We start from the raw sequence: 23,949 nt of genomic DNA on the forward strand, positions 1-23,949 counted from the left end.
AATGAATAAAATTACACAGCTTTTTGATATAAAATATCCCATAGTTCAGGGCGGAATGATTTGGAACAGCGGTTACAAATTGGCTTCTGCAGTAAGCAACGCCGGAGGTTTAGGACTTATTGGGGCGGGTTCGATGTATCCAGAAGTTTTGCGTGAACACATTCAGAAATGTAAAAAAGCAACAGATAAACCGTTTGGTGTCAATATTCCGATGTTATATCCCAATATCGAAGAAATCATGAACATTGTGGTTGAAGAAGGGGTAAAAATTGTTTTTACTTCGGCAGGAAATCCTAAAACCTGGACTTCTTATTTAAAATCAAAAGGAATTACGGTTGTTCATGTAGTAAGCAGCAGTATTTTTGCCTTAAAAGCGCAAGAAGCCGGAGTAGACGCTATTGTAGCAGAAGGTTTTGAAGCCGGTGGACACAATGGCCGCGATGAAACAACAACATTGACTTTGATTCCGATGGTAAAAGAAAAAATCCGGATCCCGATTATTGCTGCAGGTGGAATCGCGACCGGAAAAGGAATGCTGGCCGTAATGATTCTAGGTGCTGATGGTGTTCAGGTTGGAAGCCGTTTTGCTGCATCAACAGAATCCTCCTCACACAATAATTTCAAACAAAAAATAGTGGATGTAAGAGAAGGGGATACACAAGTGACATTGAAAGAATTAGCCCCTGTACGTTTGGTTAAAAATAAATTTTATGAAGATGTCCAGGATTTATACCAAAAATGCCCTTCAAAAGAAGATTTAGTAGAGCTTTTAGGTCGGGGAAGATCTAAAAGAGGCATGTTTGAGGGTGATCTTGAAGAAGGTGAACTCGAAATAGGACAAATAGCAGGATTAATTAATGAAATTTTGCCTGCAGAAAAAATAATTCATGAAATGATAGCCGATTTTGGAGCTGCTTGTCAGGAAAAAACTAAATTTGAGTTTTAATAGCCCCTATAATTACAATATGAATATTTTACGCAACTATATATTACTTCTTTTTCTGGGATTAGGAATGCAGCAATCTTACAGTCAGTCCTATCATTTTAAAACATCAGGTTTTAGTGTTTTACAAAAAAATGATAAAGGAAAATGGGGTGAATGGTCCAGTCTCGATTTAGTAAATCTTTCGGTTGTTTTAGATACTGAAAAACATCGAATTGTAGTGTATTCGCAGGAAATACAGCTCTATAATATTATTGAATATATAGAAAGAGAAGAGAATGATACTGATGTTGTCTATTCGTTTATATGTAAAGACAATAGTGGTATTGACTGCAAAATCTCAATTATTACGCGAAAAAAACAAGATTACCGTAAACAGCTTTATATTAACTACGACGATCATATTATAGTTTATAATATATTTAATGTTTAACTATTGAAAGACTTTTAAATTAGTAATAAACAACAAACCCGATAAATTTTTTATAAAACAACGGGTTTGTTTTATAAAAAATCAGAACAACTTTAACAATCTATATCTTTAATAAACGCATCATACTCAAAATAAAACATTTCTAAGGCATTCATTTTTTCGAAAAAGAAATCAAAAATGGCGTCCCAATTATTACGGTTGCTAAAACCTGTACCCAATTTTTCAACCCAGATTCTGCTGATGGTTTTACCACTTTCCAGCGTATGATTTTTTTCGAAAACCAAATCTTTAATGAATTCTTCGTCCAGAATATTTTTTAAGGCTTCTAATTTTTCAAAATAAGCAATTCGTTTTTCATCGTTTCGCTGCTCGATATCAATTAAAACCTGAGCTTTTTTGTTATCGACATAAAATTTAAAAGAAAAGTCTTTGATCTTAGTATCATAAAGGATCCATTTTCTGGGATATTTTTCGGCAAAAGCCACCCAGAATTCTCTTTTTAGTTTTTGGGATTCTTCTCTGCTGTACATTTTCAGGGTTTAGATTTTAGAAAACTTGTTCAAACACGTTTTCTGGACTATATTTATATTTTAAAATACAAAAATAAGCTTTGATTATGGATTTTCAATATTTTTTGCAACATGTTCCTAATTTAATTCCGGTTGAACTTCCGGCTTGGGAGGCACATGTGAAAATGGCTCCTTTAGAAAGGATTCAGTTAATGAAAGACCTTGATTTGTTAACCCAAAATCCCAGAATTGCGGCAGTCATGATGCTGTTATATCCTAAAGAAGGAAAAACACATTTGGTTTTGATTGTTCGTAATGCATACAATGGAGTGCATTCCTCTCAAATTGCTTTTCCGGGTGGAAAATACGAAATTTCAGATGCTGATTTTCGGGAAACAGCTTTGCGCGAGACGCATGAAGAAGTTGGAATACCATCAGATAAAATTGAAATTATAAAACAATTTACACCAGTTTATATTCCACCAAGTAATTTTTCTGTACACCCTTTTTTGGGAATTTCATCGCAAGAACTTTCATTTTATCCCGATGTCAGGGAAGTAGCTGATATTATTGAACTTCCACTTTCTGTCTTTCTAAATGATGAAATTATAATTGAAGCTACGTTATCAACTTCTTATGCTGCCAATATTTCAGTTCCCGCATTTAATATTCAAAATCACATAGTTTGGGGAGCAACAGCGATGATATTAAGTGAGTTGAGAGAAGTTTTGAAAATTACCTTTGAAGAGAAGATTTAAAAGCGTAAATTTAATAGTTTGATATTCATTAGGATAACTATTTCTTTTTGGAATTGTTTATGAAAATTGCAAAAAAAATAATTTTTGTATGTTTGCGGCCTAACACAAAACACATAATTTACTGCTATGGGATTGTTTAAACGAAACCCTTTCGGACATATATTATTTATTAAAAAATGGTTGATCCGTATTTTGGGAGCCATGACACATAGACGATATAGAGGTTTTAACGAATTACAGATTGAAGGATCTGAAATCATTAAAACACTGCCGGATACGAATGTTTTGTTTATATCTAATCATCAAACTTACTTTGCTGATGTTGTAGCGATGTTTCATGTTTTTAATGCAAGTTTAAGCGGTCGTCAGGATACTATTAAGAATATAGGTTATTTATGGCAGCCTAAAATGAATATTTATTATGTTGCAGCCAAAGAAACGATGCAGGCAGGTTTGCTGCCTAGAATTTTGGCATATGTAGGTGCCATTACAGTAGAGAGAACCTGGCGTGCCAAAGGTGTTGATGTTAAAGAAAAGCGTGATGTCAATCCAAATGATACTGAAAACATCAGAATTGCACTTGAAGACGGTTGGGTAATTACATTTCCGCAAGGCACTACAAAAGCATTTAAACCAGTCCGTAAAGGAACTGCTCATATTATTAAACAGCACAAACCAGTTGTAATACCTATTGTTATTGATGGTTTTCGTCGTTCATTTGATAAAAAAGGATTACGAATGAAAAAGAAAAATATTCTGCAATCATTTATAATCAAGGAACCTCTTGATATTGATTATGAAAATGATACAATTGAAGAAATTGTTGAAAAAGTAGAATATGCAATAGAGCAGCATCCATCATTTTTAAAAGTTATTCCGGCAGAAGAAATCAAAGCAGAGGAAGAACTTAATGAAATGAGAAGGTGGAGTTATAAGGCACCAGAAAATGAAAATTAATTTTGTAAAGTTTAAAATTTAAATTTCATGTCAATATCATTAGAATTTGAAATATCTTTGATTTGAATTTTTCGAAAAAAAAATAGAAAACTAGCTACCAGAATTTTGGTGCATTAAACTAAAAGTCGATCTTCTTTAATTCCTTATAATTTGCATATAATCTACGTAAAAGCCTTCCGTAGAGCAATCTGTAAATACACCAAAATATACCCAGTAGACCTAATATTATCAGAATCAAAATTCCCGTGGTAAAAAACATTGCTTTTCCATCTTCAGCCAATTTTTCTCTTAAAAATGCCATATCCGGATTGTAAACAAAAGCTATGAAATAGCTTAATATTGATATAATAACGATCATTCCAAGGTTATACCACACATAATACTGAACTGTTTTACGGGTTCTTAAAATGGCACTCATAAGATTTTTTGTTGCAACAGTCGTGGATATGGTTTTATAGTTTTTATAAAAAATAAAAACAAAAATAAGTACTATGATATAATTAAAGTAGGTTAATAAATCTAAAGTTAATACAATTTCGGGATGTTTTATTTTTCGTAATAATTCATCAGTATTTATAAATAGGTTGGAAAAGGTCCAAAATGAAAATTCTAACATACTGATAATTAAAATCCACTTCACAATTGAAGATGATTTTTTATGAATCATTTTGTAGATTTCTTTCTCAGAAATTTGTTCAAAAGAATCCGTGTTCTTTTTCCAGTCTTTTTTCAATAAATCCAGTTCTTTCATAGTGGTATTTTAAGGATTTAGTATCTTTTTAAGTTTTCCCTTAATTCGGTTCATTTTTACGCGTGCATTTACTTCGCTAATTCCTAAAGTTTCGGCAATTTCCTGATAATCTTTATCTTCCAGGTACATAAAAACCAATGCTTTTTCGATATCATTTAATTGATAAACGGCTTTATACATCAATTTTATTTGTTCTTCCTCTTCATAATTATAGTCAACATCTTTTACAAAATGCTGATGGCTCTCATATTCTACAGTCGAAATGGTTCTTTTGGTTTTTCGGTATAAAGTAATAGCTGTATTTAATGCAACGCGATAGGTCCAGGTAGAAAATTTGCTGTCCCCCCTAAATTTAGGATAAGCTTTCCAGAGCTGAATGGTAATTTCCTGAAACAAGTCTTTGTGAGCATCTTCGCCGGCAGTATATAACCTACAAATCTTGTGGATTATATTCTGATTTGCCTGCAATTGCGTAACAAATGACTGTTCTAGGTTTTTGCTCATAGTCTATTAGTAGTATTGAAACTTGTTTTGTTACAACTCCATTATAATTTTCTGGTTTTGTAATAATTCACCATCAGATCAACAAACTTGCTATAACTGTCCATTCCTTCTTTTTGATTGTTTGTTTTAAGGAAAGTATCATAAAAAGCATGAAATCCTTTATCGATAAAAGTATCGTATTGTTTCCAAAAATCATGGCTTTCCTGATAATTCTTTAGAATTCCAATATGGGTTTGCTTTTTTAACTGTTCGAAAATTTTCTTGTTTTTTACCTGCCAAATACTTAAACAGTATCGCAAAGCAAAACTGTATCCGGAATATTGATAATATAAATTTTCGTTTTTAACAGCTGCCAAAACACCAATAAAATTACATTCGCTTTCACTGGCAAAACCTATTTGATGTGCCATTTCATGACAGCTTGTGAGCGGGAAATTATACATAGGCAGTAAATCATTTACCTGTGCTTCATTCGTAAACGGATTTAAATATCCTCCAAAACCCATGTATGTTAGTGGAATACTGAACAATGATTTTTTAACACTTAAAATTTCATATTTAAAATAAGAATGTTCTTTAGCGAGATTATCATATCCGTTTAAATTCATCTGAAAAACTTCTTTTTGAGAATACGGAAAAACAACTTTTAAACTATCATTTTTAGTAATCTGAAATTGAACTTGATTTGTTTTCGAAATTAGCTTTTTGGTAAAAGCCAATAATTCAGCATCATTGTATTCTTTTTTAATTTTCATTTTTTCAAAAAGTGGTTCTCTGTAATAATTGAAAGCCCACAATAGATGAAAGAAAAAGTAAAAAACAGAAATTTTTCCTAAGATTTTTAAAAGGTGATTTTTCCAGTCATTTCTCCATGTTTTTCGTATTTGCCAGAACCAGGTAATTATAGACAGGATTAGAACAGCGTAAATACAATCACCAACGGAGAATGGAATTTTACCTAAAAGTGTTCTTGCGAAATGCGAAATTCGGATATAAAAATTGTTACTGTAGGCACCTTCGACAAAATCTGGAAAAAAGGGAAGGACTTTCAGAAAGATAATTTGAATTACTAGAAATAAGGGTAAAATGTATTTTGATTTCACAGCATAAATTTTGGATACGTAAATATAAATACAATATCAATTAGTATCGAAAAAGAATTTAAACTTTGTAACTTTGACACTCTTAATTGTTAAACTTCAAACAAAATATAATGAGTGAGGAAATAAGAAGTCTGGAACCTAAAGCACTATGGAATAAATTTGCAGATTTGAATGCTGTTCCGCGTCCTTCAAAAAAAGAAGAACGTGTTATCGAGTTTATGAAAAACTTTGGAAACAGCTTAGGTTTAGAAACTTTTGAAGATGAAATCCGAAATGTAATCATCAGAAAACCTGCAACTGCCGGAATGGAGAATCGCAAACCAATTGTAATGCAGGGACATCTTGATATGGTGCATCAGAAAAATGCTGATACGGTTTTTGATTTCGATACACAAGGAATTGATATGTATGTTGATGGTGACTGGGTTCGTGCTCGCGGTACAACACTTGGAGCAGACAATGGGCTAGGAGTGGCAACAATTATGGCTGTTTTGGAAAGTAAATATATTCCGCATCCTGCAATTGAAGCTTTGTTTACAATTGACGAAGAAACCGGAATGACAGGTGCTTTAAACTTAAAAGGAGGAATCCTTCAAGGTCAGATTTTATTGAATCTGGATACTGAAGAAGATGACGAAATTGATATTGGCTGCGCTGGAGGAATTGATGTGACAGCTACGAGAACATATCACGAAGAAGATGTGCCTGAAGGTTCTGTTGGTCATATTATTACAGTAAAGGGATTAAATGGAGGTCATTCAGGAATGGATATTCACAAAGGTCTTGGAAACGCAAATAAAATCATGAATCGTTTATTATTTGATGCCTTTGAAAACTTCGGATTGCAGGTAGCAGAAATTAACGGAGGAAGTTTACGTAATGCGATTCCGAGAGAAAGTGTAGCCAAAGTGATTATTTCTGAAATGTTTGATGAGGCTTATATTTTTGATATGCAGGAAATTATCAATGATATTAAAGCTGAATATAAGACTACCGAACCAAACTTATCAATTGAAATCGTAAAATGTGATTTACCGGAAAAGGTAATGGATCTGGGTGTGCAGGAAGGAATTATCAGAGCAATTTATGCAGCACATAACGGTGTTTACAGAATGAGTGCTGATATGGCTGATTTGGTTGAAACTTCAAATAATATTGCCCGTGTTATTGTAAAAGACGGAGAGATTTTGGTAGGATGTTTGACGCGTTCTTCCGTAGAAACTTCAAAATTTGATTTGGCTAATTCCTTGCGTTCCGCATTTGAGCTGGTTGGATGTGAAGTAGAACTTTCAGGTTCATATCCGGGTTGGACACCAAATGTAAATTCTGAAATATTAGATGTTTTAACCAGTATTTACGAAAAACAAAACGGTGAAAAAGCCAAAGTTGTAGCTTGTCACGCCGGTTTAGAATGTGGGATTTTAGGAACAAATTATCCAGATATGGATATGATTTCTTTTGGTCCCACTATTCATGGAGCGCACTCGCCAGACGAAAGAGCCAGTATTTCCTCTGCTCAAAAATATTGGAAATTTATACTAGAAATCCTATCTAATATTCCGCTTAAATAATAAGTTGACAGTCACAGTTTTCAGTTTCAGTTAAAACTGTATACCGAGAACTGTGACTGATACTAAAAATTAATCTCTTTTAGGCGAGTTTTTCTTTTCTCTCTTTTCTTCTTTTTTTTCTTTGGCAGTTTTTAGCGGCTCTTTTTTGGCGGTTTTTTTTGCATCCTGACTCTTTGCCATAATGTGGTTGATTTTTAAATTAATAATATTAAAGTAAATGTAACGTTTTTAAAATCCTAAAAAGCATAAAAAAATCCCCAAATTTAAAGTTAGTTGAGGATTAGTATATATTATAATTTATTTAAAGAATCAATTTCGTTTCAATACTTTGTATTGTTCATAACAAGCACTAATGGCATCCATAATCTGCAAATCATTTGCTTCCTGAATAAATGAATCTGAATAACTGCATCTATGTAAGATTTCAGGAATTTCATCTTTGCTTACACCCAAAAGCACAGATACAGTTTCGCGATCATATTTTGATTCTAAAAGATTTCGAACAGTATCATCTTTTCTCATTTCCTTCAGTTTTTTGAGCTCTCTTCCATTTTTTCCAAAGAAATTATAAAGCATATCAGCGGGATTAAAAATAGATCCCAAAACTTTTCCGAAAGCATTTGGTGAATATTCCCCTGCCTCATAACCTTGTGTAAGTCCGGAAATACTGTAGCGATAATTTTCTTTAGTTGGAATTAATTTTGAATCAACTTCAAGATACCCCGTTAGATTAAAAGGAGCAATGACAACTTCTTCAAGTGCAATAGCTTTTTCTGTAAGCTGGATTCGGGTCACTTTGTTTTTTATCCAGTCATTTGTAACTCTGACTCTCAATGACTGAAACCCCAGAATAGAAAAATGGAGTGTATCATTAGGCTGTACATCAATTTCAAAATATCCTTTAGCATCAGATTGTGCGCCACGTACTTTGTTTGTGTTGATGACATTTACGTTTGGTATTGGTTCTTTACTGTTATCGTTGTAGATATAACCTGAAACCCTTTGTGGAGTAGTAACCTCTGTTTCTTGTGCAAAACCGATGCTTGATAATAGTGTGAAAAAGAAAACTGCGAAATATTTCATATCCTGATTTAAAGCACTAAAAGTAGTAAATCAGGATTAAATATTTCGCAGTCTCTGAATATAATTATCAGAAAATTAACAAAGGTGCAAGTGTTACTTTAATATTTAACTCAATAGAGACACAGAGGTTTAAATGAAATTGTTTTTAGTTACAAGAATCATCTATTCAAAGAGAGATTCTTAAAAATGCAAAACCCCAAATTCCAATTATCTCTGGAATTTGGGATTTTGTATTTTTAAGATATTGACTTGTTAGTCTCTTCTTGGTCTTCTTGGTCTTGGAGAATCACCAAAGCTCTCAGAGCGTCTAGGAGCTCTATCAGAACCACCTTCTGTTCTTGGTGTTGAACTTCTAAAACCGCCTTCTCTTTTTGGGGCAGATGAGTTTCTGTCGCTTCTGAAACCACCTTCTCTCGGAGCTGAGTTTCTGTCGCTTCTGAATCCACCACCAGAACCTTCGCGTCTAGGAGCAAAACTTCCTTCTCTTCTTGGTCCGGAACTGCGTCCGCCACCGCTGCGTCCGTTATGGTCACGTCTTCCACCACCGTCATTTTTAGAAATTTCAACATTAATACGACGTCCTTCTAATTGTACGTTGTTTAATACTTCCATTACTTTATCAGTGTGCTCAGGATCAGTGTTAAAGAAAGAAAAACCTTCTTTTACATCCACTTTGAAAACATCATCACGACCTAAGTCTAATGTTTCTTTCAGATAATCTTTAAGGGTCATCCAGTCAAAGTTGTCTCTTGAACCGATGTTTACAAAATAACGGGTTGCTCCGTTATTATTGAATTCTCTTGGTTCAGAATCGCCTCTTTCGCGTCTTTCTCCAGATTGAGATGAGATATCTCTGTTCTTTTTGTAGTAAGCAATAAAACGGTTGAATTCTACTGAAACCATTTTCTTGATTAATTCTTCTTTGGATAAACCTTCAAGAACGTTATTGATTGCCGGTAAATAGTTGTCAATTTCGTGATCAACTTCAGTATCTTTAATTTTGTTTGCTAAGTGCAATAATTGAATTTCGCAAATTTCGATTCCGGATGGAATAGCTTTCTCTTCGAATTTTTGTTTGATGATTCTTTCGATAGAAGAAATTTTACGCAACTCACTTTTTGTAACAATTACAATAGAAGTTCCTAATTTTCCGGCTCTACCAGTACGTCCTGAACGGTGATTGTAAGTTTCAATTTCGTCAGGAAGTTGGTAATTTACTACGTGAGTAATATTATCAACGTCAATACCACGTGCAGCAACGTCAGTAGCAACAAGCATCTGGATTTGTCTTCCACGGAAAGATTTCATTACACCATCACGTTGCGCCTGAGATAAATCTCCGTGCAAAGCAGCAGCGCTGTATCCATCTTCTATTAATTTTTCAGCTACAGCTTGTGTGTCTCTTTTAGTACGACAGAAAACCACAGAGAAAATGTCTGGATTTGCATCGGCTAAACGTTTCAAAGCTTCGTAACGATCACGAGCATTTACTAAGTAAAATTCGTGAGAAACTGTTGCAGAACCTGAGTTCTTAGCTCCAACAGTGATTTCAACTGGATCGCTCATGAATTGTTTTGCAATTCTGGCAACCTCTTGTGGCATAGTTGCAGAGAACAACCATGTGCTTTTTTGATCTGGAGTATCGGATAAAATAGATACGATATCCTCATAGAATCCCATGTTCAACATCTCGTCAGCCTCATCCAAAATACAGTAATCTATATTTTTAATGTTTACCAAACCTCTGTTGATCATGTCCTGCATTCTCCCCGGAGTAGCCACAATAATTTGCGCTCCTCTTTTAATGTCCCTAGCTTGCTCTGTAATACTAGCCCCGCCGTAAACTGCTACCACATTAATACCTTTCTCGTATTTTGAGTAGTTTTTAAGTTCGTTGGTAATCTGTAAACAAAGTTCTCGTGTTGGCGATAAAACTAATGCTTGTGTATTTCTGTTGTCAGCATCAATTTTTTGAATTAGCGGAAAACCAAATGCTGCCGTTTTCCCTGTCCCTGTCTGAGCCAACGCAACCATATCTGTGTCTTTTTCCAATAATAGGGGAATCGCTTTCTCCTGTACTTCTGACGGATTCTCAAATCCTAGATCTAAAATCGCCTTCAGTAACGATTCATTCAATCCTAATTGTTCAAATTTATTCATATGTGTATTTAAAATAGGGTGCAAAATTACTGTTAATATTTCATATAAACTAATGCATTTTTAAGAATTATGTATTTGTTAGGATTTGATTATCAAAAAGTTATGTTTATCGCAAAATCAATTTGATAACAAAACAAATAATTTTACGTCTAATAATATAAATTTTACCCTTTAAAATGTTGTATTTTAAACAAATTGTTTGCTGGAGTTCAGAAAATCAATTAGTTGCTTTGTTGCTTTTGCACGATGGCTTATTTTATTTTTTATTTCTGAAGCCAATTCAGCAAAAGTTTCCGTATAATTTTCAGGCTGAAAAATAGGATCATATCCAAAACCGTTATTTCCTGCTTTATCAAAAGTAATTTCTCCTTTTGCAAGTCCGGTAAATAAATACTGTTCTCCTTTTAAATTTAATGCAATAACGGTCTTGAACTGTGCACTTCGATCTGATTTGTCTTTTAAGGCATTCAAAAGTTTATTCATATTATGATCTGTATTTCGTTGTTCTCCTGCATATCTTGCAGAATAAACACCTGGTTCGCCGTTTAAAGAATTTACTTCTAAACCAGTATCATCAGCAAAGCAATCATAGCCATATTTTTCTGTTACATAATTGGCTTTCAAAATTGCATTTCCTTCTATAGTATCTGCCGTTTCCGGAATTTCTTCATGGCAGCCTATTTCTTCCAGACTTAATAATTGGATTGAACCGTTTAAGATACTTTGAATTTCTTTGATTTTGTTTAAATTGTTTGATGCAAAAACAAGTTTCATAATAAAGAGTTTAGTTGTATGAGTGATTTTAAATACAAATTTAGAATTCTTATATTTGATATGTTACCTAACATGAAAATAAATGGAGATATCCGCCTTATATAAAAAGATTGCGCCTTTTGTAAGACCCTATCGGAAAATGGTTATCGCTACTTTATTGCTTACTTTTTTAGGTTCATTTGCGGCGCAGGTAAATGCTTTAATATTAAAGTATACGGTTGATACGATCAATAATTTGATGGTGGCACATGAACCTTTATCAAAAGGATTTCATTTATTAGGTATAATTAGTATTGTATTGCTCTCCAAAGAGTTAATTTATTCAATAGTGCAATTTGGACAGAAATTTTATGGAGAAAAACTGCGAATTTTTATAACCCGTGATATTTCTCAAACTATTGTCGAAAAAATTCTAAGTTACAGAATGGAATTTTATACTTCTAATGAAAATGACAGCGGAAAACTGCAAACCAGAATCGATTTAGGAATCAGCAGTTTGACAAGATTGATTCAAAATTTCTTTATTGATATTCTGCCACTGTTTGCCAATGCTTTTGTAGCCTTGGTTTTAATGTTTTATGCAAATGTTTATGTAGGTTTAGTAAGTTTATGTATTATTCCGATTTATTTTTATGTAAGCCAGTTACAGGCTAGTAAATTAAGCGGTTTTAGAAGAAGAATGCGAAAGTATCGTGAAACGAAGAATAACGGAATCATAAGTTTAATTGAATCCATAACTGTAATCAAATCGTTTGTGCGAGAACCAATGGAAGCGGATCGGCATAAAAATATTCAGTTTGAAATGACCGAAAATCAATTAGCGACCAGAAAAACCAGTTTCATTTTTGAAAGTATAAAAGGCTTTATTGAGCAAATTGGAGTTGTAGTAATCATTATTTTGACTGCTTATTTTGTTTTGAATAATACGATGACCATTGGTGCGATCATGTTTCATATTATGTTGTTTAATAATGTCTCATCGCCAATCAGACAATTACACCGTATTTATGATGAAGTAAATGATGCGCTAATTTATTCGGAAGGTTTTTTTGATATTTTAGAATCAGATCATGAAAAAGAAAAAAGCGGAAGTTATATTCCGGAAAAAATCTTTGGACTCGTAGAGGTTAAACATCTCGATTTTAGTTATCCAAACGGAACTAAAGCACTCTCAGATATTAATTTTACCATTAAACCAAATGAAACCAGTGCATTGGTAGGATTGAGCGGTGCTGGAAAGAGTACCATTATTAATCTGCTGGATAAATTTTATTTACCTGCATCAGGAAAAATTTACTTAGATGGAGTAGATTTAAACGATTATGATACTGATTTTCTTCGAAAAAATATTGGATTGGTCTTGCAGAAAAATCACATTTTTAAAGGAACGATTGCCGAGAATATTCTCTACGGAAATCCCGATGCCACACAATCTGAAATTATAGATGCGGCCAAACAAGCTTATATTCACGAACAGGTTATACAATTGCCAAAAGGTTATAATTCTGATGCACATTTGCTTTCGGGCGGTCAGCAACAGCGAATTGCTATTGCGCGATTATTTTTAAAAAACCCGCCAATTATCTTTTTAGATGAGCCGACGGCCAGTTTGGATGCTATTGCAACAGAACAAATAAAAAAATCGCTCGATGCCATTAAAAAAGACAGAACTGTAATTATTATTTCGCACAGTATTTCTCAGATTATTGATGCTTCTCATATAATAGTTTTAGAACAAGGAAAATGTGTAGAACAAGGAACACATGATGAATTATACGATAATAAATCAGTTTATTATGGAATATTTACAGCTATGGCAAATAGTTTGAATATTGAGAAAATTACACAGACACTTGATTAGAGAAATGTTTTAGAATAATTCTTTCACTGCAAAAAGCAATGATTATTCCTAATGTATAAGCTAAAATATCACTCCATAAAAAACCTTGTCCGAGAACATATCTCCCAAAAAGTGTTTTTCTGAGTTCGATCATCCATTCACCTTGATAAATTTGTAAAAACTCAATTCCATAGCAAATCAATAAAGCACAATTGCTATTTGAATTGCTTTTTTATTAATTAATATAGTTTTCACAAGTATATAAATCATAATAGCATACAGAAAGTCTCCAATGTATAATGGAATAAAATTTAATTTTCGGGATAGTATTCCAAGAATAATAATTCCCATAAAAAGTATGAAATAATAAAGTCTGTTTTTGTTCAAAATTGAATTTTGATTGGATTAAAAAGTACTTTTCTTGGTAAACAAAAATACAAAGATTCGGATAGGTATGCTTTATTTTATAAATTTATCAATGCTAAAAAAACTTTACAAAAATAACCACATGATTACTAGATTTACTAAACTCGTTTTTACCTTATTTCTCTTAACGGTTTCTGCTTATTCTCAAAAAAACGATTCATTTAATGTTAAAAAACAACTTGAATATTGTGCTGAACAAGCTTCAAAAACTTTAAAAGTTATTCCAGAGGACGGAACTTCTCCAAGAGCGGTTCCAAATGGAAGTGCAGCATGGAAGTTCGTGGGCTATAAAGATTGGACAAGCGGATTTTGGCCAGGAGAATTATGGTATTTGTACCAGGCAACAGGCGATAAAAAGTGGAAAAAAGAAGCTGATAAATTCAGCCGGTTTTTAACTCCATTATCGGTAAGCAAGGCTGGTGATCATGATTTGGGCTTTCAGATATTTAATAGTTTCGGAAATGGATACCGCTTAACAAAAAGTCCGCAATACAAGGATATAGTGTTAAAAACGGCTGATACTTTGGCCACACTTTTTAATCCAAAAGTAGAAACAATTCAATCCTGGCCCCATAATAAAATGGGCGGTCATAATACCATCATCGACAATATGATGAATTTGGAATTGCTTTTTTGGGCTTCTAAAAATGGAGTAAACAAAAAGTTGTATGACATTGCCGTAAAACATGCAGAAACGACAATGGCCAATCATTTTAGACCAGATTATTCAGCCTATCATGTTTTAATTTATGATTATAAAACTGGTAAAAAAATAAAAGGCAGAACTGCGCAAGGATACAGTGATGATAGTATGTGGGCGCGTGGTCAGGCTTGGGCTATTTATGGATTTACAATGGTTTACAGAGAAACAAAAGATACTAAATTCTTAGATTTTGCTCATAAAGTGACACGTGTTTATTTGGATAGATTAACAACAGAAGATTTAGTTCCGTATTGGGATTTTAATGCACCCGGAATTCCAAATGAACCGAGAGATGCTTCGGCTGCAGCCATTGTATCGTCAGCGCTTCTTGAATTGAGTTCTTATACCAATGATAAAAATCTCAAAAGCGAATATCTGGCAAAATCTAAAAAGATGATTGAGTCGCTTTCATATCATTATCAAAGTCATGATGTAAATTCAGCATTTTTGCTGCATTCAACAGGTCACAAACCTGCCGGAAGTGAAATTGATTGTTCTATCAATTACGCGGATTATTATTATTTGGAAGCACTTTTAAGGTTACAAAAAATGAAATAAAAAATTATATTATTTTTACAAAAAATGAACGCAAACTAAATTACAATAAACATATGATTATAGATTCGTTAGAGAATGCAGCAAAATATGAAGTTTTGCATCCATCCTTCAAAAAAGCTTTTGATTACTTACGTCAAAATGACTTGCAAAATCTTTCTGCCGATTTTAAGCATGAAATGGAAGGAGTAAAGTTTTTTGGATTTCAGGGAAAAGGAAAAACAACCGAAGAAAGTTTAACAACTTTTGAATGTCACGACAAGAATATTGATATTCAGTTTTGTATCAGCGAAAATGAAACTTTTGCATGGAAACCCAGAGCCAATTGTAAAGCACCAAACGGAGGATACAATGAAGAAAAAGATGTGCGTTTTTTTAGCGATGCTCCGGATATGTTTTTTCAGTTAAATAAAAATCAATTTGTAATTCTTTTTCCGGAAGATGTCCATGCGCCCATGATAACAGATGGGATGTTGAATAAAATTGTAATAAAGGTTGAAATATAAATGAGTGTTGTCTTTGAAATAATAGTTTAAGAATTAATCGGTATGAGATTATGGTCAGAAAAATAAGTCAAATATTATTTGCAATTGCTATTGTAAGTTTGTTAGCTAGTTGCAAAAATACCAAGCAAAAACTGCAGGAGTTTGTGGTGGCTTATAACAATGAAGCTTCTAATTTTAAAGGAGAACATATTAGAACAACTACAGCAAGAGGTTATATCAACGATAGTAAAATTGAGCTGAGAATTGAAACAGATTTAAAGCAAAATGAAGGGAATAGATTGAAAGCCACAAAAACATTTCCTGCTTTACTAACAGAAATGATCAAAAAAGATCAGGTTTCTAAAGAGTTAGTGGAAGAGAATGTAAGGTTTGATGTTTATTTTTTGGCTAACGACAATACGGTTCTTGCTAAAGAAGTCATTAATAAGGAGGAAATTGAAAAGTTTCTGAAAAAATAATTAAAAAATAATTATGAAAGCTTTTTTAAAATAAAAAGTTCTCTATTGGTGCTGTTAAAGGGCTAAGCTTTTTTTTATGTGTTTTAAATTTATATTTTTTTTAATCTTATTCTTATATAGTTGGTTTAATGTCAGACTATTAAATGGTTGTATTTTTTATCCTATATAGGTTTTGTGTTAAAATTTTACTATGTTTGAGTTAGAGATCAAATAAATTAACCTAAAACCTAAAAAATTATGAGTAAAATTACCCAAATCGTATTTGCTTTTTTCGTTGTATTAATGTTGGTTAGCTGTAAAAATACTAAGCAAAAAATTCAGGAACATGTTACCAACTATAATACTTCAAGTTCAATTAAAGGTCCAAGTATCACTAGTACCAGCGCAAAAGCATTTTTGAATGATAATAAAATTGAAATAAGAATTGAAACCAATTTAGAAGAAACCGAAGAGAACAAATTAACTTATAGTGAATCATTTCCTGATTTGTTGAAAGGAATGATTGAAAATGATCAAATTTCTCCAAAACTAATTGAAGAAGGAGTTAAGTTTGATGTTTATTTTTTAGCATATAATAATTCCATTATTGCTCAGAAATTAATAGGTAAAGAAGAATTAGCTGTTTTGACAGAGGGAGAGGGTTCTGCAGATAAAGTAACAGCAAAGCTTTAATATTTTAAATGAAAACTGGTATCCATACAGAAGCCTCTTTGTAACTGAACAAAGAGGCTTTGTTTTTAATGTTTGGTCACATTCGTCAGGCTATCCGGAAAATAGGAATCGGATAAGCTTGTAAATTCATCTCCACGCATGAAAATATTTATATCTACATCTGCAAAACTTGATTTTCCTGCAGCAGCTAAAAGTTCATTTGCAGCATGCAAAGTATTTTTATGAAAATGATACACGCGATCTGACTTATCGGTGACAACCAAACCTTTCATTAGCATTTTATTTTGGGTTGCAACACCAGTCGGGCATTCGTTATTATGACAGCGTAATGCCTGAATACAGCCAAGAGAAAACATAAATCCTCGTGCACTGTTGCACATATCTGCGCCTAAGGCAATAGCATGAAGAATTGAATAACCTGAAATGATTTTTCCACTACCAATAATGCGAATCTTATCACGAATATTTAGTCCAACCAAGGTTTGGTTGACAAAGATTAAAGCAGGTTCAAAAGGCATTCCAACACCATCTGCGAATTCTAAAGGCGCTGCACCGGTTCCGCCTTCTGCACCATCTACTGTTATAAAATCAGGGTAGCAGTCTTCAGCAATCATCTCATGACAAATAGATTCAAATTCGGCTGTGTTCCCAATACATAATTTAAATCCAATTGGTTTCCCATTCGATAACTCACGTAATTCCTTAATAAAATGAACTAATCCTTTTGCATCCGAAAAAGCACTGTGACTTGGTGGAGAAAGTATTAGGGTATGTGGTTCAACTCCTCTTATTCGGGCAATTTGCTCTGTGTTTTTTGCTGCTGGAAGAACACCGCCATGACCTGGTTTTGCACCTTGAGAAAGTTTAATCTCAATCATTTTTACATTTGGAAGATTTGCCTTTTCTGAGAATTTTTCTGCACTGAAGTTTCCTTCTGCGTTACGACAGCCAAAATAACCGGTTCCAATTTGCCAGGTAATATCACCGCCGCCTTCAAGATGATAATCGGTCAAGCCGCCTTCGCCTGTATTTTGATAAAATTTTCCTTTTTTTGCCCCAATGTTTATGGCTCGTACGGCATTTTCGCTTAGTGAACCAAAACTCATGGCAGAAACATTTAAGATTGAAGCCAAATAAGGTTGTTTACAGTCTTTTCCGCCTACTAAAACGCGGGGTAATTCTTCATTAACTTTTGCTGGGAAAATCGAATGCTTTATTCCTTCGTAACTATCCTGATTCAGATTTAATTGAGTTCCGAAAGGAGAATTTGAATCGATGTTTTTTGCTCTTTGGTAGACTAATGAACGTTGATTTCGGGAGAACGGTTTTCCATCCGTTGATCTTTCGATGAAATATTGTTGAATTTCAGGTGCAATCATTTCAAATAAATATCTGAAATAACCCAAAACAGGAAAATTTCTTAAAATAGCATGTTTTTTTTGAATAGTATTGTAAACACCAACAATCAATAAAATAGGTATAATAATAACAAGTAAATAACCGCGGCCTGTTTTGTAATAAATTCCTGCAACAATCAGTAATAATAAAAATCCGTAAATAAAGAATTTTTTTCTCATGTTTAAAAAAATTAAAAAGTACTATTTTGATAATTAATTGAATCGCAAACGAACATAAACGTGTTTGATTCCTTTTTTGTCTGACTCTCTCTCGTCAATTTCAAGTATATCTGTTAGTGATTTAAGCATCGGAGTAAGTTTTGAAAATCCATAATTTCGGGGGTCAAATTCGGGTTTTTTCTTTACAATTAGATTTCCTACATCACCTAAAAATGCCCAGCCGTCATCGTCTTCAATGTCTTCAATTGTAGCTTCTATAAGTTCTATGGTTCCGGCATCGATTTTTGCTAAGGCTTTTTCTGTTGGTTTCTCAACTGGTTTTTTAGAATCTTTAGCTGCAGACATTGCTGTTTTTGGTTTTTTCTTCTGAATGGCACCATCCAAAACCTCAATATAAATGAATCTGTCGCAGGCAACAATAAAAGAGTTGGGAGTCTTTTTTTCACCAATACCAATTACTTTCATTCCAGATTCCCTTAATCGAATTGCCAAACGAGTAAAATCACTGTCGCTTGAAACAATGCAAAAACCATCGAGTTTGCCTGAATAAAGCAAATCCATAGCGTCAATAATTAAGGCAGAATCCGAAGAATTTTTTCCAACGGTGTAACTGTATTGTTGAATAGGAGTAATGGCATGTTCCAGTAAAACCGCCTTCCATCCATTTGAGTTTGGTTTGGTCCAATCGGCATAAATACGTTTGGTAGTTGGAGTTCCGAATTTGGCAATTTCTTCCATCATTCCTTTTACGTTGCTGTACGGGACGTTGTCAGCATCAATAAGTACGGCTAGTTTTAATTCTTTGCTAACTTGTGACATAAATAAATTTTGAATGTTAAAGATAGCTATTCCACGGAATTAAAAAATCAAAATGGATTAAAAATCATTTTTAAAAACTGATTTTGTTTATAAGTAACTAATACAGATTGTTTAAATCCAGCCATTTTGGAATGATTTCGAAATTAATTCTGAAGTATTAGTACAATTTGTTTTATTGAGTATGTTTTTGCGGTGACTATCAACGGTGTGTTTACTAATACAAAGTAAATCAGCAATTTCAAAACTGTTTTTACCATCTATAATTAGCTTAATCACTTCTTTTTCTCGCTTAGTAAATAAATCTTTAGATGGTTTAAAAACGCTACTCATTTCAACATCATAGTAAGAAGGTTCGCCGTCTAATCCTATAAGAGACAATGACATTTCTTTGGTTTTCTTTAAATGCGAAATATCGGTATGAATAACTAATGTTCTAATTACGGAACCCATATCGTCAGTCTGAATAGTAACAACTTGCTGGAGAATTCGGATATATTCACCATTCGTTTTTTTAATTCTAAAATCATAACTCACCTTATATTTTAAGATTTTTTCGGGTGGTAATTGAATAAAAAATTTAGTAACAGTATTTTCCGAATTTATAAAATTATTGATGTCTTCGGGATGAATGAGTTCTAACATTAGGTTAATTGAAAATTCATCCGGCTGATATCCTAATATATTTACGATATCCTGATGAACAAATTCAATTTTAGAAGTAGTACAATTAAAAATAAAATGATACTGCTCTCCAATCTGAAAAATTTTTAATAGTTTTTTGTGTACTTCAAGTTCAAAATTTGGATCGATGTCTTTACCATTTTTAGAAACCTGAGTCCATATTTTTTTTGCAGTATCAAAAATGACTACTTCGTTTTGTGCGTTTTCTTCCATAAAATTTCTTTTGGAATTACCAAAATAGTTAAAATAATGTAAAAAATCCCTATAAATAGGGATTTTTTAATGGCGTTTTTATCAGGAAATTTGTTTTTATAAACAATTGCAAATAAATAACATAAATTATGAAGAAATTAAATACTTTACTGATAGTACTGACTATTTTTTTTTCAGCTAATAGTTACAGCCAAAAAACAAACAATTATAGTGACTGGGTCTATTTTAAATCAGACAAGCCGGTGCAGTTTAGACTAAACAAAACAAAATCAGCAGGTAACAAAGTTTACTATAAAATTGAAATGAAATTGGATAAAAATTCTCCTGCTTATAGTGCAAATGAGTATAGATATGGGTATGTAATTTATCTATCTGTCAATACGATTGGGAAACTAAAAAAGGAAGTGATAAAGTATTTCAATTTATGATGACTAATAACTATGATGGAGTTTATGTTATAAATGACGAATTTTATTCGGCAAATCAAGCCGAAGACGATAAATTCATATCGTTTTGGGATACTGAAAAATGTTATCCAATGACCAAAAACAAAATTTCAGGCGAAATAAGCAAATTATCTTTTTCATATTCTTGTGTTGATTCAAAATTGAAAAACAGAGAATATAATGACATATGCAATAATAAAGGTTTTAAAGCTAATGAAGCGATAGAAATAAAATAATCATAATTTTAAAACTATAAAAGATGAAAATAAAAAGTAGTATTACATTAATAGTCCTGCTCTTTCTTATTACTAGCTGCGATGTAATGCAGGGAGTTTCAGCCGGTTTAGGAACTTGTTCTTATACAGCTAAATTTTACTCTTTAAATAATAATGCAGTATGGGAAAATGCTTTGTATTATAAAAAGTCATTATCTGATGAAACCAAGACAAGAATTAGAAACTGGGCAACCCAAAGATTAGAATATTATTCGAACCTCAAACTTCTGGGTACATATTATGAGAATGATCCCTATTCAAATGAACAGTATCAATTTAAAGTCGAATGCATCTAATTAACCTATGAAAGCCAAATATGAACATTAAAAACGTATTTATGATCTCTGTTTTACAGAATTTAAAAATGAAAACAATACTATTGATATCATGTTTACTATATGTTTCCATTTCTTCAGCACAAGATGTAAATTTTAATGATTATAGTATAGAAAAAATGATAACTTATATTAATAAAAAACTAGCTTGTTGCAGCAGTAATAAAAGTATTAAAATTGCTGTTTCAGATAAAGGGATTTTAACTCAAAATATAGAAAATAAATATGCTCTAGATTTAAACAAAACTGTTAAAACCGGCAATGAAGTTAAATCCATTTATGATTTAGAATACATCAAATTTTCGAATAATGATTACAGAATCATTAATATAAATAATGAAGAAAAACAAGGAGCTAAATTAATACCTTTTGCAAGTTCATTTTCAACTGAAATTGATGCTAAAAATGTTTTAAAAGCACTAGCTGCATTACAAAATAACTACTCTTTTCTTTCCAATATGTCAGGAGGTTTTGAAGATAGTGGTGATGATACTCTTTTTAACGCTTTAGCTGAATACGCAAAAAAGAAAGAAAATATTAGTGAAATTGAAAAACTATTAAATACAGAGTTAAAAAAGCAATTACAAATTAAGCCAGCTCACGATTATGATCAATTGAATGTTGTTCAAAATTTTAAAATTGATGAGAACAACATCTTAAGCTTTAGTACTAAAAACTTATACCAAGATTCATATAGCATTACAAAACAAGAAGTAGCTTTAAAAAATCTAATGCTTATTGGGAAAGACAGAAAAATTCAATTTATAACTTTTGGAAAAGAAGATGTAAAATACATAACCAAAACATATAATAATAAAGGTGAGATCAAAGAAGAAAACAAACCATTCTTTGATAGTATGTTTGTAACTTATCTAAGCATAAAAAACAACGAGGCTTTTGGTAATAAATTAGTAGAACTAATGCAAAAATCAGGTTTTACAATCAAAAGAGCCAACTGGTGGCGTGATTAATTTTAAATATTATTTTTTTAACAGCATCAGCAAATTGATTATGAAAAAAACATTCTTCTTTTTTGTTTTAATTCCAATTCTAACCTTCTCCCAAAACACAGGCGAAATAGAAAAACTATTGAATAAGGAATTAAAAAAAGAACTAAAACAGCAATTTCAGGATCCAAATTTTAATGGTGATACTTTGGTTGTTATTCAGGAATTTAAAATTGACAAAAATATTTTAAGCTGCCAAACCAAACACAAAAGATACAATGAAGAAGGTTATTATATTCGAAAGCAAGAGGTAGCACTAAAAGATATTACAAGTATCAGCAAAGATGTTTGTGTTTTGATAGAAACTAACGACAACGTAAAAATAACAGACACTAATTACCATACTGACGGAACTAAAGACACAAATAGTTTGTTAGGAATTTTTTTTAGAACTAATTTATGCTCTCAAAAAGAAAACGAAGACTTAGGGCATGAACTGGTAAAACTGTTTAAAAATGCTGGGTATTCCATTACAATTTCAAATTGGTATGATTAAAAAAGCACCTAATTTCAAAAAAATAATATTATTGTTTTTAATTTTGCTTTCATTCGTTTGTACAAATGCACAAAGCAGTAAAACAATAGATTCCTTGATGGTCGTAAAAGACTATCTCCTCACCATAAAAGGTGCTTTGCCTCACGATGCATCTGAGGTCTCTCAATCAATTAAAAATCTGGACAGCTTAATCCATTTAGGAACTCAGAAAAAAATCTTTTTTGACAAACAATTACAAATTATTTTAAAAAATAATCCCGAAGAAATAAAGGCATTGCTACAAAAATATGACTTAGTACTCCAATCGGCAATAGTAGTAAAAACCGATTTAAAACAGCATCTCTTTGGAACAGCAGAAACTAAAAAAGAAATGTATTATTTGTATGGGAGCAGTTCGTTTCTGGTTGACAGGATTTATTTTCATTCAAGCTCGTATAAATCTAGAATACTAGAAAGCAAATATTAGAATTTAAAAAAAAACTAGTAACTCAAAAACAACTAACATGAAAAAAAGCATTTATCTTCTATTTGTATTCGTCTCTTTTGTGACACAAGCACAGGAAACAGACATTAGAACAAATAAAATAGAACATTATACATTTGACAAAAAAAGCAAAAATTGGAAATCAGAAAGCATAAAAAACAAGATTAATTTCATTAAGTTAATTAAAATAGAAAATAAAATAAAAATGGTTTATTTTGTTTCACCTAAACCTTCTTACACAGAAAATTACTTGGTTAATAAGGAAAAAACTAAAAGTAAAACAATATTAGAATTTGACCTAGAATTGTATGGGGAGGAGAGTAATTTAATAATTGATTACAATTCAAAAATAATAACCCATTTTTATACTGATGAAGATGATGATAAACTTAAAGTAAAAGATGTGTATGCTATAGAATCTGTAGAAGAAATTGAAGACTAATTTGAGTATTATATATGCCTAATAAAGAAAACCGTTTCCAAGACCAAAACCTGCGCGTAAGCGATTTTGAGCAAGAAGTCTGGGTCGTTTGTCCGCAATGCGCAAAAAAAGCCATTACCCGTGTTGATTTTGAAACTAAAAATGCCGATTATTTTGCGCTCTTTGCGGTTACAACAAAGAAAAAAACACGATGACAGCTGTTTTAGGGCAAAAAGGAAATTGGCAAATGGCCGCACATGCTTATTTTGATGCCGAGTTGTGGCTGCAACTCCCTTTTAAAAATGATATTTTTTGGGCATATAATGAAAGTCATTTAGTCTATTTAGAGCAATATATTGCAGCAACACTTCGCGAACACAAAGACCGAACACATTTTACCCTTGTAGAGAAACTGCCTAAGTTTTACCACGAAGCCAAAAATCGTGAACCGTTATTGAAAATTATTGATAAACTGAAAAAGAAATAAAG

At 32.3% G+C, this 23,949-nt stretch carries 30 protein-coding genes; 19 read left to right on the forward strand and 11 right to left on the reverse strand.

What is annotated here, in order from left to right; genetic code table 11:
- The first annotated feature begins 1 nt into the window (after window position 1).
- Entirely contained in the window at window positions 2-946 is a 945-nt protein-coding gene (locus tag ACEN2I_RS01500; RefSeq protein ID WP_441764348.1) for an NAD(P)H-dependent flavin oxidoreductase, read from the forward strand.
- Window positions 947-965: 19 nt separating this feature from the next.
- Window positions 966-1,376: a hypothetical protein gene (locus ACEN2I_RS01505; RefSeq protein WP_441764349.1), complete on the forward strand. Its 411-nt coding sequence runs from the start codon at window positions 966-968 to the stop codon at window positions 1,374-1,376.
- 92 nt (window positions 1,377-1,468) lie between these two features.
- Here the strand turns inward: ACEN2I_RS01505 and ACEN2I_RS01510 are convergent, their stop codons facing one another.
- On the reverse strand, window positions 1,469-1,906 hold the full coding sequence (locus ACEN2I_RS01510) for a DUF4268 domain-containing protein (protein ID WP_441764350.1): 438 nt from the start codon (window positions 1,904-1,906) through the stop codon (window positions 1,469-1,471).
- 86 nt (window positions 1,907-1,992) lie between these two features.
- Here ACEN2I_RS01510 and ACEN2I_RS01515 point away from each other — a divergent pair, with 86 nt between their 5' ends.
- Window positions 1,993-2,643: an NUDIX hydrolase gene (locus ACEN2I_RS01515; RefSeq protein WP_441764351.1), complete on the forward strand. Its 651-nt coding sequence runs from the start codon at window positions 1,993-1,995 to the stop codon at window positions 2,641-2,643.
- 126 nt (window positions 2,644-2,769) lie between these two features.
- Window positions 2,770-3,600 carry a lysophospholipid acyltransferase family protein gene (locus ACEN2I_RS01520; protein WP_441764352.1) on the forward strand — a complete coding sequence of 277 codons (831 nt, stop codon included), beginning with the start codon at window positions 2,770-2,772 and terminating at the stop codon, window positions 3,598-3,600.
- A gap of 118 nt (window positions 3,601-3,718) precedes the next feature.
- On the opposite strand, the gene ACEN2I_RS01525 is transcribed toward ACEN2I_RS01520, so the two are convergent.
- From ACEN2I_RS01525 to ACEN2I_RS01535, 3 genes are read right to left on the reverse strand one after another with little or no spacing between them, the layout of a single operon-like run.
- Entirely contained in the window at window positions 3,719-4,351 is a 633-nt protein-coding gene (locus tag ACEN2I_RS01525; protein WP_441764353.1) for a hypothetical protein, read from the reverse strand.
- Window positions 4,352-4,360: 9 nt separating this feature from the next.
- Entirely contained in the window at window positions 4,361-4,855 is a 495-nt protein-coding gene (locus ACEN2I_RS01530; RefSeq protein ID WP_441764354.1) for an RNA polymerase sigma factor, read from the reverse strand.
- Between the two features lie 41 nt (window positions 4,856-4,896).
- Window positions 4,897-5,958 carry a DUF3810 domain-containing protein gene (locus ACEN2I_RS01535; protein ID WP_441764355.1) on the reverse strand — a complete coding sequence of 354 codons (1,062 nt, stop codon included), beginning with the start codon at window positions 5,956-5,958 and terminating at the stop codon, window positions 4,897-4,899.
- A gap of 110 nt (window positions 5,959-6,068) precedes the next feature.
- Between ACEN2I_RS01535 and ACEN2I_RS01540 the strand changes: the two genes are divergently transcribed.
- Window positions 6,069-7,529 (forward strand): aminoacyl-histidine dipeptidase, encoded by a 1,461-nt coding sequence (locus ACEN2I_RS01540; protein ID WP_441764356.1) that lies wholly within the window; start codon window positions 6,069-6,071, stop codon window positions 7,527-7,529.
- Window positions 7,530-7,838: 309 nt separating this feature from the next.
- Here the strand turns inward: ACEN2I_RS01540 and ACEN2I_RS01545 are convergent, their stop codons facing one another.
- From ACEN2I_RS01545 to ACEN2I_RS01555, 3 genes are all read right to left on the reverse strand, one after another.
- A complete protein-coding gene (locus ACEN2I_RS01545; protein WP_441764357.1) occupies window positions 7,839-8,612 on the reverse strand; it encodes a carboxypeptidase-like regulatory domain-containing protein in 774 nt (257 codons plus the stop codon).
- A 252-nt stretch (window positions 8,613-8,864) separates the two neighbouring features.
- Window positions 8,865-10,772 carry a DEAD/DEAH box helicase gene (locus ACEN2I_RS01550; protein WP_441764358.1) on the reverse strand — a complete coding sequence of 636 codons (1,908 nt, stop codon included), beginning with the start codon at window positions 10,770-10,772 and terminating at the stop codon, window positions 8,865-8,867.
- A 186-nt stretch (window positions 10,773-10,958) separates the two neighbouring features.
- Complete coding sequence (locus ACEN2I_RS01555) at window positions 10,959-11,546, reverse strand: non-canonical purine NTP diphosphatase (RefSeq protein WP_441764359.1); 588 nt, start codon at window positions 11,544-11,546, stop codon at window positions 10,959-10,961.
- Between the two features lie 82 nt (window positions 11,547-11,628).
- On the opposite strand from ACEN2I_RS01555, the gene ACEN2I_RS01560 reads away from it, so the two are divergent.
- Entirely contained in the window at window positions 11,629-13,407 is a 1,779-nt protein-coding gene (locus ACEN2I_RS01560; RefSeq protein ID WP_441764360.1) for an ABC transporter ATP-binding protein, read from the forward strand.
- On the opposite strand, the gene ACEN2I_RS01565 is transcribed toward ACEN2I_RS01560, so the two are convergent.
- Entirely contained in the window at window positions 13,388-13,540 is a 153-nt protein-coding gene (locus tag ACEN2I_RS01565; RefSeq protein ID WP_441764361.1) for a DUF2809 domain-containing protein, read from the reverse strand. The two genes, ACEN2I_RS01560 and ACEN2I_RS01565, sit on opposite strands and share 20 nt — an antisense overlap.
- A gap of 354 nt (window positions 13,541-13,894) precedes the next feature.
- Here ACEN2I_RS01565 and ACEN2I_RS01570 point away from each other — a divergent pair, with 354 nt between their 5' ends.
- From ACEN2I_RS01570 to ACEN2I_RS01585, 4 genes are all read left to right on the forward strand, one after another.
- Complete coding sequence (locus tag ACEN2I_RS01570) at window positions 13,895-15,073, forward strand: glycoside hydrolase family 88 protein (protein WP_441764362.1); 1,179 nt, start codon at window positions 13,895-13,897, stop codon at window positions 15,071-15,073.
- 53 nt (window positions 15,074-15,126) lie between these two features.
- On the forward strand, window positions 15,127-15,576 hold the full coding sequence (locus ACEN2I_RS01575; RefSeq protein ID WP_441764363.1) for a YhcH/YjgK/YiaL family protein: 450 nt from the start codon (window positions 15,127-15,129) through the stop codon (window positions 15,574-15,576).
- Window positions 15,577-15,626: 50 nt separating this feature from the next.
- Complete coding sequence (locus ACEN2I_RS01580) at window positions 15,627-16,034, forward strand: hypothetical protein (RefSeq protein ID WP_441764364.1); 408 nt, start codon at window positions 15,627-15,629, stop codon at window positions 16,032-16,034.
- 237 nt (window positions 16,035-16,271) lie between these two features.
- Window positions 16,272-16,706, forward strand: a complete 435-nt coding sequence (locus ACEN2I_RS01585; protein ID WP_441764365.1) for a hypothetical protein — start codon at window positions 16,272-16,274, stop codon at window positions 16,704-16,706.
- Between the two features lie 65 nt (window positions 16,707-16,771).
- Here the strand turns inward: ACEN2I_RS01585 and ACEN2I_RS01590 are convergent, their stop codons facing one another.
- From ACEN2I_RS01590 to ACEN2I_RS01600, 3 genes are all read right to left on the reverse strand, one after another.
- Complete coding sequence (locus ACEN2I_RS01590; protein ID WP_441764366.1) at window positions 16,772-18,283, reverse strand: FMN-binding glutamate synthase family protein; 1,512 nt, start codon at window positions 18,281-18,283, stop codon at window positions 16,772-16,774.
- Window positions 18,284-18,316: 33 nt separating this feature from the next.
- Window positions 18,317-19,102 carry an NYN domain-containing protein gene (locus tag ACEN2I_RS01595; RefSeq protein ID WP_441764367.1) on the reverse strand — a complete coding sequence of 262 codons (786 nt, stop codon included), beginning with the start codon at window positions 19,100-19,102 and terminating at the stop codon, window positions 18,317-18,319.
- 111 nt (window positions 19,103-19,213) lie between these two features.
- Window positions 19,214-19,996 carry a LuxR C-terminal-related transcriptional regulator gene (locus tag ACEN2I_RS01600; RefSeq protein ID WP_441764368.1) on the reverse strand — a complete coding sequence of 261 codons (783 nt, stop codon included), beginning with the start codon at window positions 19,994-19,996 and terminating at the stop codon, window positions 19,214-19,216.
- Between the two features lie 128 nt (window positions 19,997-20,124).
- On the opposite strand from ACEN2I_RS01600, the gene ACEN2I_RS01605 reads away from it, so the two are divergent.
- The 9 genes from ACEN2I_RS01605 to ACEN2I_RS01645 all read left to right on the forward strand — a co-directional run bounded on the left by ACEN2I_RS01605 (window position 20,125) and on the right by ACEN2I_RS01645 (window position 23,947).
- The gene (locus ACEN2I_RS01605; RefSeq protein WP_441764369.1) at window positions 20,125-20,424 is read left to right on the forward strand and encodes a hypothetical protein; all 300 of its coding nucleotides are present in this window, start codon (window positions 20,125-20,127) and stop codon (window positions 20,422-20,424) included.
- Window positions 20,421-20,678 carry a hypothetical protein gene (locus ACEN2I_RS01610; RefSeq protein ID WP_441764370.1) on the forward strand — a complete coding sequence of 86 codons (258 nt, stop codon included), beginning with the start codon at window positions 20,421-20,423 and terminating at the stop codon, window positions 20,676-20,678. Before ACEN2I_RS01605 ends, ACEN2I_RS01610 begins: the two co-directional genes overlap by 4 nt.
- Before the next feature lie 23 nt (window positions 20,679-20,701).
- A complete protein-coding gene (locus tag ACEN2I_RS01615; RefSeq protein ID WP_441764371.1) occupies window positions 20,702-21,013 on the forward strand; it encodes a hypothetical protein in 312 nt (103 codons plus the stop codon).
- A gap of 68 nt (window positions 21,014-21,081) precedes the next feature.
- Complete coding sequence (locus ACEN2I_RS01620) at window positions 21,082-22,023, forward strand: hypothetical protein (protein ID WP_441764372.1); 942 nt, start codon at window positions 21,082-21,084, stop codon at window positions 22,021-22,023.
- A gap of 40 nt (window positions 22,024-22,063) precedes the next feature.
- Window positions 22,064-22,555, forward strand: a complete 492-nt coding sequence (locus tag ACEN2I_RS01625; RefSeq protein ID WP_441764373.1) for a hypothetical protein — start codon at window positions 22,064-22,066, stop codon at window positions 22,553-22,555.
- On the forward strand, window positions 22,548-23,021 hold the full coding sequence (locus ACEN2I_RS01630) for a hypothetical protein (RefSeq protein ID WP_441764374.1): 474 nt from the start codon (window positions 22,548-22,550) through the stop codon (window positions 23,019-23,021). Before ACEN2I_RS01625 ends, ACEN2I_RS01630 begins: the two co-directional genes overlap by 8 nt.
- Before the next feature lie 37 nt (window positions 23,022-23,058).
- A complete protein-coding gene (locus tag ACEN2I_RS01635; RefSeq protein ID WP_441764375.1) occupies window positions 23,059-23,481 on the forward strand; it encodes a hypothetical protein in 423 nt (140 codons plus the stop codon).
- A gap of 14 nt (window positions 23,482-23,495) precedes the next feature.
- A complete protein-coding gene (locus tag ACEN2I_RS01640) occupies window positions 23,496-23,675 on the forward strand; it encodes a hypothetical protein (protein ID WP_441764376.1) in 180 nt (59 codons plus the stop codon).
- A complete protein-coding gene (locus tag ACEN2I_RS01645) occupies window positions 23,672-23,947 on the forward strand; it encodes a hypothetical protein (protein ID WP_441764377.1) in 276 nt (91 codons plus the stop codon). The genes ACEN2I_RS01640 and ACEN2I_RS01645 overlap by 4 nt, the downstream gene beginning before the upstream one ends.
- Window positions 23,948-23,949 lie beyond the last annotated feature (2 nt).

Source organism: Flavobacterium sp. W22_SRS_FK3 (genome assembly GCF_052113665.1).
Lineage (GTDB): Bacteria > Bacteroidota > Bacteroidia > Flavobacteriales > Flavobacteriaceae > Flavobacterium.

What these genes read in the sequence shown, in the direction of transcription:
- ACEN2I_RS01500 (WP_441764348.1), top strand. Translation starts at nt 2, where the DNA reads ATGAATAAAATTACACAGCTTTTTGATATAAAATATCCCATAGTTCAG.
- ACEN2I_RS01505 (WP_441764349.1), top strand. Translation starts at nt 966, where the DNA reads ATGAATATTTTACGCAACTATATATTACTTCTTTTTCTGGGATTAGGA.
- ACEN2I_RS01510 (WP_441764350.1), bottom strand. Translation starts at nt 1,906, where the DNA reads ATGTACAGCAGAGAAGAATCCCAAAAACTAAAAAGAGAATTCTGGGTG.
- ACEN2I_RS01515 (WP_441764351.1), top strand. Translation starts at nt 1,993, where the DNA reads ATGGATTTTCAATATTTTTTGCAACATGTTCCTAATTTAATTCCGGTT.
- ACEN2I_RS01520 (WP_441764352.1), top strand. Translation starts at nt 2,770, where the DNA reads ATGGGATTGTTTAAACGAAACCCTTTCGGACATATATTATTTATTAAA.
- ACEN2I_RS01525 (WP_441764353.1), bottom strand. Translation starts at nt 4,351, where the DNA reads ATGAAAGAACTGGATTTATTGAAAAAAGACTGGAAAAAGAACACGGAT.
- ACEN2I_RS01530 (WP_441764354.1), bottom strand. Translation starts at nt 4,855, where the DNA reads ATGAGCAAAAACCTAGAACAGTCATTTGTTACGCAATTGCAGGCAAAT.
- ACEN2I_RS01540 (WP_441764356.1), top strand. Translation starts at nt 6,069, where the DNA reads ATGAGTGAGGAAATAAGAAGTCTGGAACCTAAAGCACTATGGAATAAA.
- ACEN2I_RS01545 (WP_441764357.1), bottom strand. Translation starts at nt 8,612, where the DNA reads ATGAAATATTTCGCAGTTTTCTTTTTCACACTATTATCAAGCATCGGT.
- ACEN2I_RS01550 (WP_441764358.1), bottom strand. Translation starts at nt 10,772, where the DNA reads ATGAATAAATTTGAACAATTAGGATTGAATGAATCGTTACTGAAGGCG.
- ACEN2I_RS01555 (WP_441764359.1), bottom strand. Translation starts at nt 11,546, where the DNA reads ATGAAACTTGTTTTTGCATCAAACAATTTAAACAAAATCAAAGAAATT.
- ACEN2I_RS01560 (WP_441764360.1), top strand. Translation starts at nt 11,629, where the DNA reads ATGGAGATATCCGCCTTATATAAAAAGATTGCGCCTTTTGTAAGACCC.
- ACEN2I_RS01565 (WP_441764361.1), bottom strand. Translation starts at nt 13,540, where the DNA reads ATGATCGAACTCAGAAAAACACTTTTTGGGAGATATGTTCTCGGACAA.
- ACEN2I_RS01570 (WP_441764362.1), top strand. Translation starts at nt 13,895, where the DNA reads ATGATTACTAGATTTACTAAACTCGTTTTTACCTTATTTCTCTTAACG.
- ACEN2I_RS01575 (WP_441764363.1), top strand. Translation starts at nt 15,127, where the DNA reads ATGATTATAGATTCGTTAGAGAATGCAGCAAAATATGAAGTTTTGCAT.
- ACEN2I_RS01580 (WP_441764364.1), top strand. Translation starts at nt 15,627, where the DNA reads ATGGTCAGAAAAATAAGTCAAATATTATTTGCAATTGCTATTGTAAGT.
- ACEN2I_RS01585 (WP_441764365.1), top strand. Translation starts at nt 16,272, where the DNA reads ATGAGTAAAATTACCCAAATCGTATTTGCTTTTTTCGTTGTATTAATG.
- ACEN2I_RS01590 (WP_441764366.1), bottom strand. Translation starts at nt 18,283, where the DNA reads ATGAGAAAAAAATTCTTTATTTACGGATTTTTATTATTACTGATTGTT.
- ACEN2I_RS01595 (WP_441764367.1), bottom strand. Translation starts at nt 19,102, where the DNA reads ATGTCACAAGTTAGCAAAGAATTAAAACTAGCCGTACTTATTGATGCT.
- ACEN2I_RS01600 (WP_441764368.1), bottom strand. Translation starts at nt 19,996, where the DNA reads ATGGAAGAAAACGCACAAAACGAAGTAGTCATTTTTGATACTGCAAAA.
- ACEN2I_RS01605 (WP_441764369.1), top strand. Translation starts at nt 20,125, where the DNA reads ATGAAGAAATTAAATACTTTACTGATAGTACTGACTATTTTTTTTTCA.
- ACEN2I_RS01610 (WP_441764370.1), top strand. Translation starts at nt 20,421, where the DNA reads ATGATGACTAATAACTATGATGGAGTTTATGTTATAAATGACGAATTT.
- ACEN2I_RS01615 (WP_441764371.1), top strand. Translation starts at nt 20,702, where the DNA reads ATGAAAATAAAAAGTAGTATTACATTAATAGTCCTGCTCTTTCTTATT.
- ACEN2I_RS01620 (WP_441764372.1), top strand. Translation starts at nt 21,082, where the DNA reads ATGAAAACAATACTATTGATATCATGTTTACTATATGTTTCCATTTCT.
- ACEN2I_RS01625 (WP_441764373.1), top strand. Translation starts at nt 22,064, where the DNA reads ATGAAAAAAACATTCTTCTTTTTTGTTTTAATTCCAATTCTAACCTTC.
- ACEN2I_RS01630 (WP_441764374.1), top strand. Translation starts at nt 22,548, where the DNA reads ATGATTAAAAAAGCACCTAATTTCAAAAAAATAATATTATTGTTTTTA.
- ACEN2I_RS01635 (WP_441764375.1), top strand. Translation starts at nt 23,059, where the DNA reads ATGAAAAAAAGCATTTATCTTCTATTTGTATTCGTCTCTTTTGTGACA.
- ACEN2I_RS01640 (WP_441764376.1), top strand. Translation starts at nt 23,496, where the DNA reads ATGCCTAATAAAGAAAACCGTTTCCAAGACCAAAACCTGCGCGTAAGC.
- ACEN2I_RS01645 (WP_441764377.1), top strand. Translation starts at nt 23,672, where the DNA reads ATGACAGCTGTTTTAGGGCAAAAAGGAAATTGGCAAATGGCCGCACAT.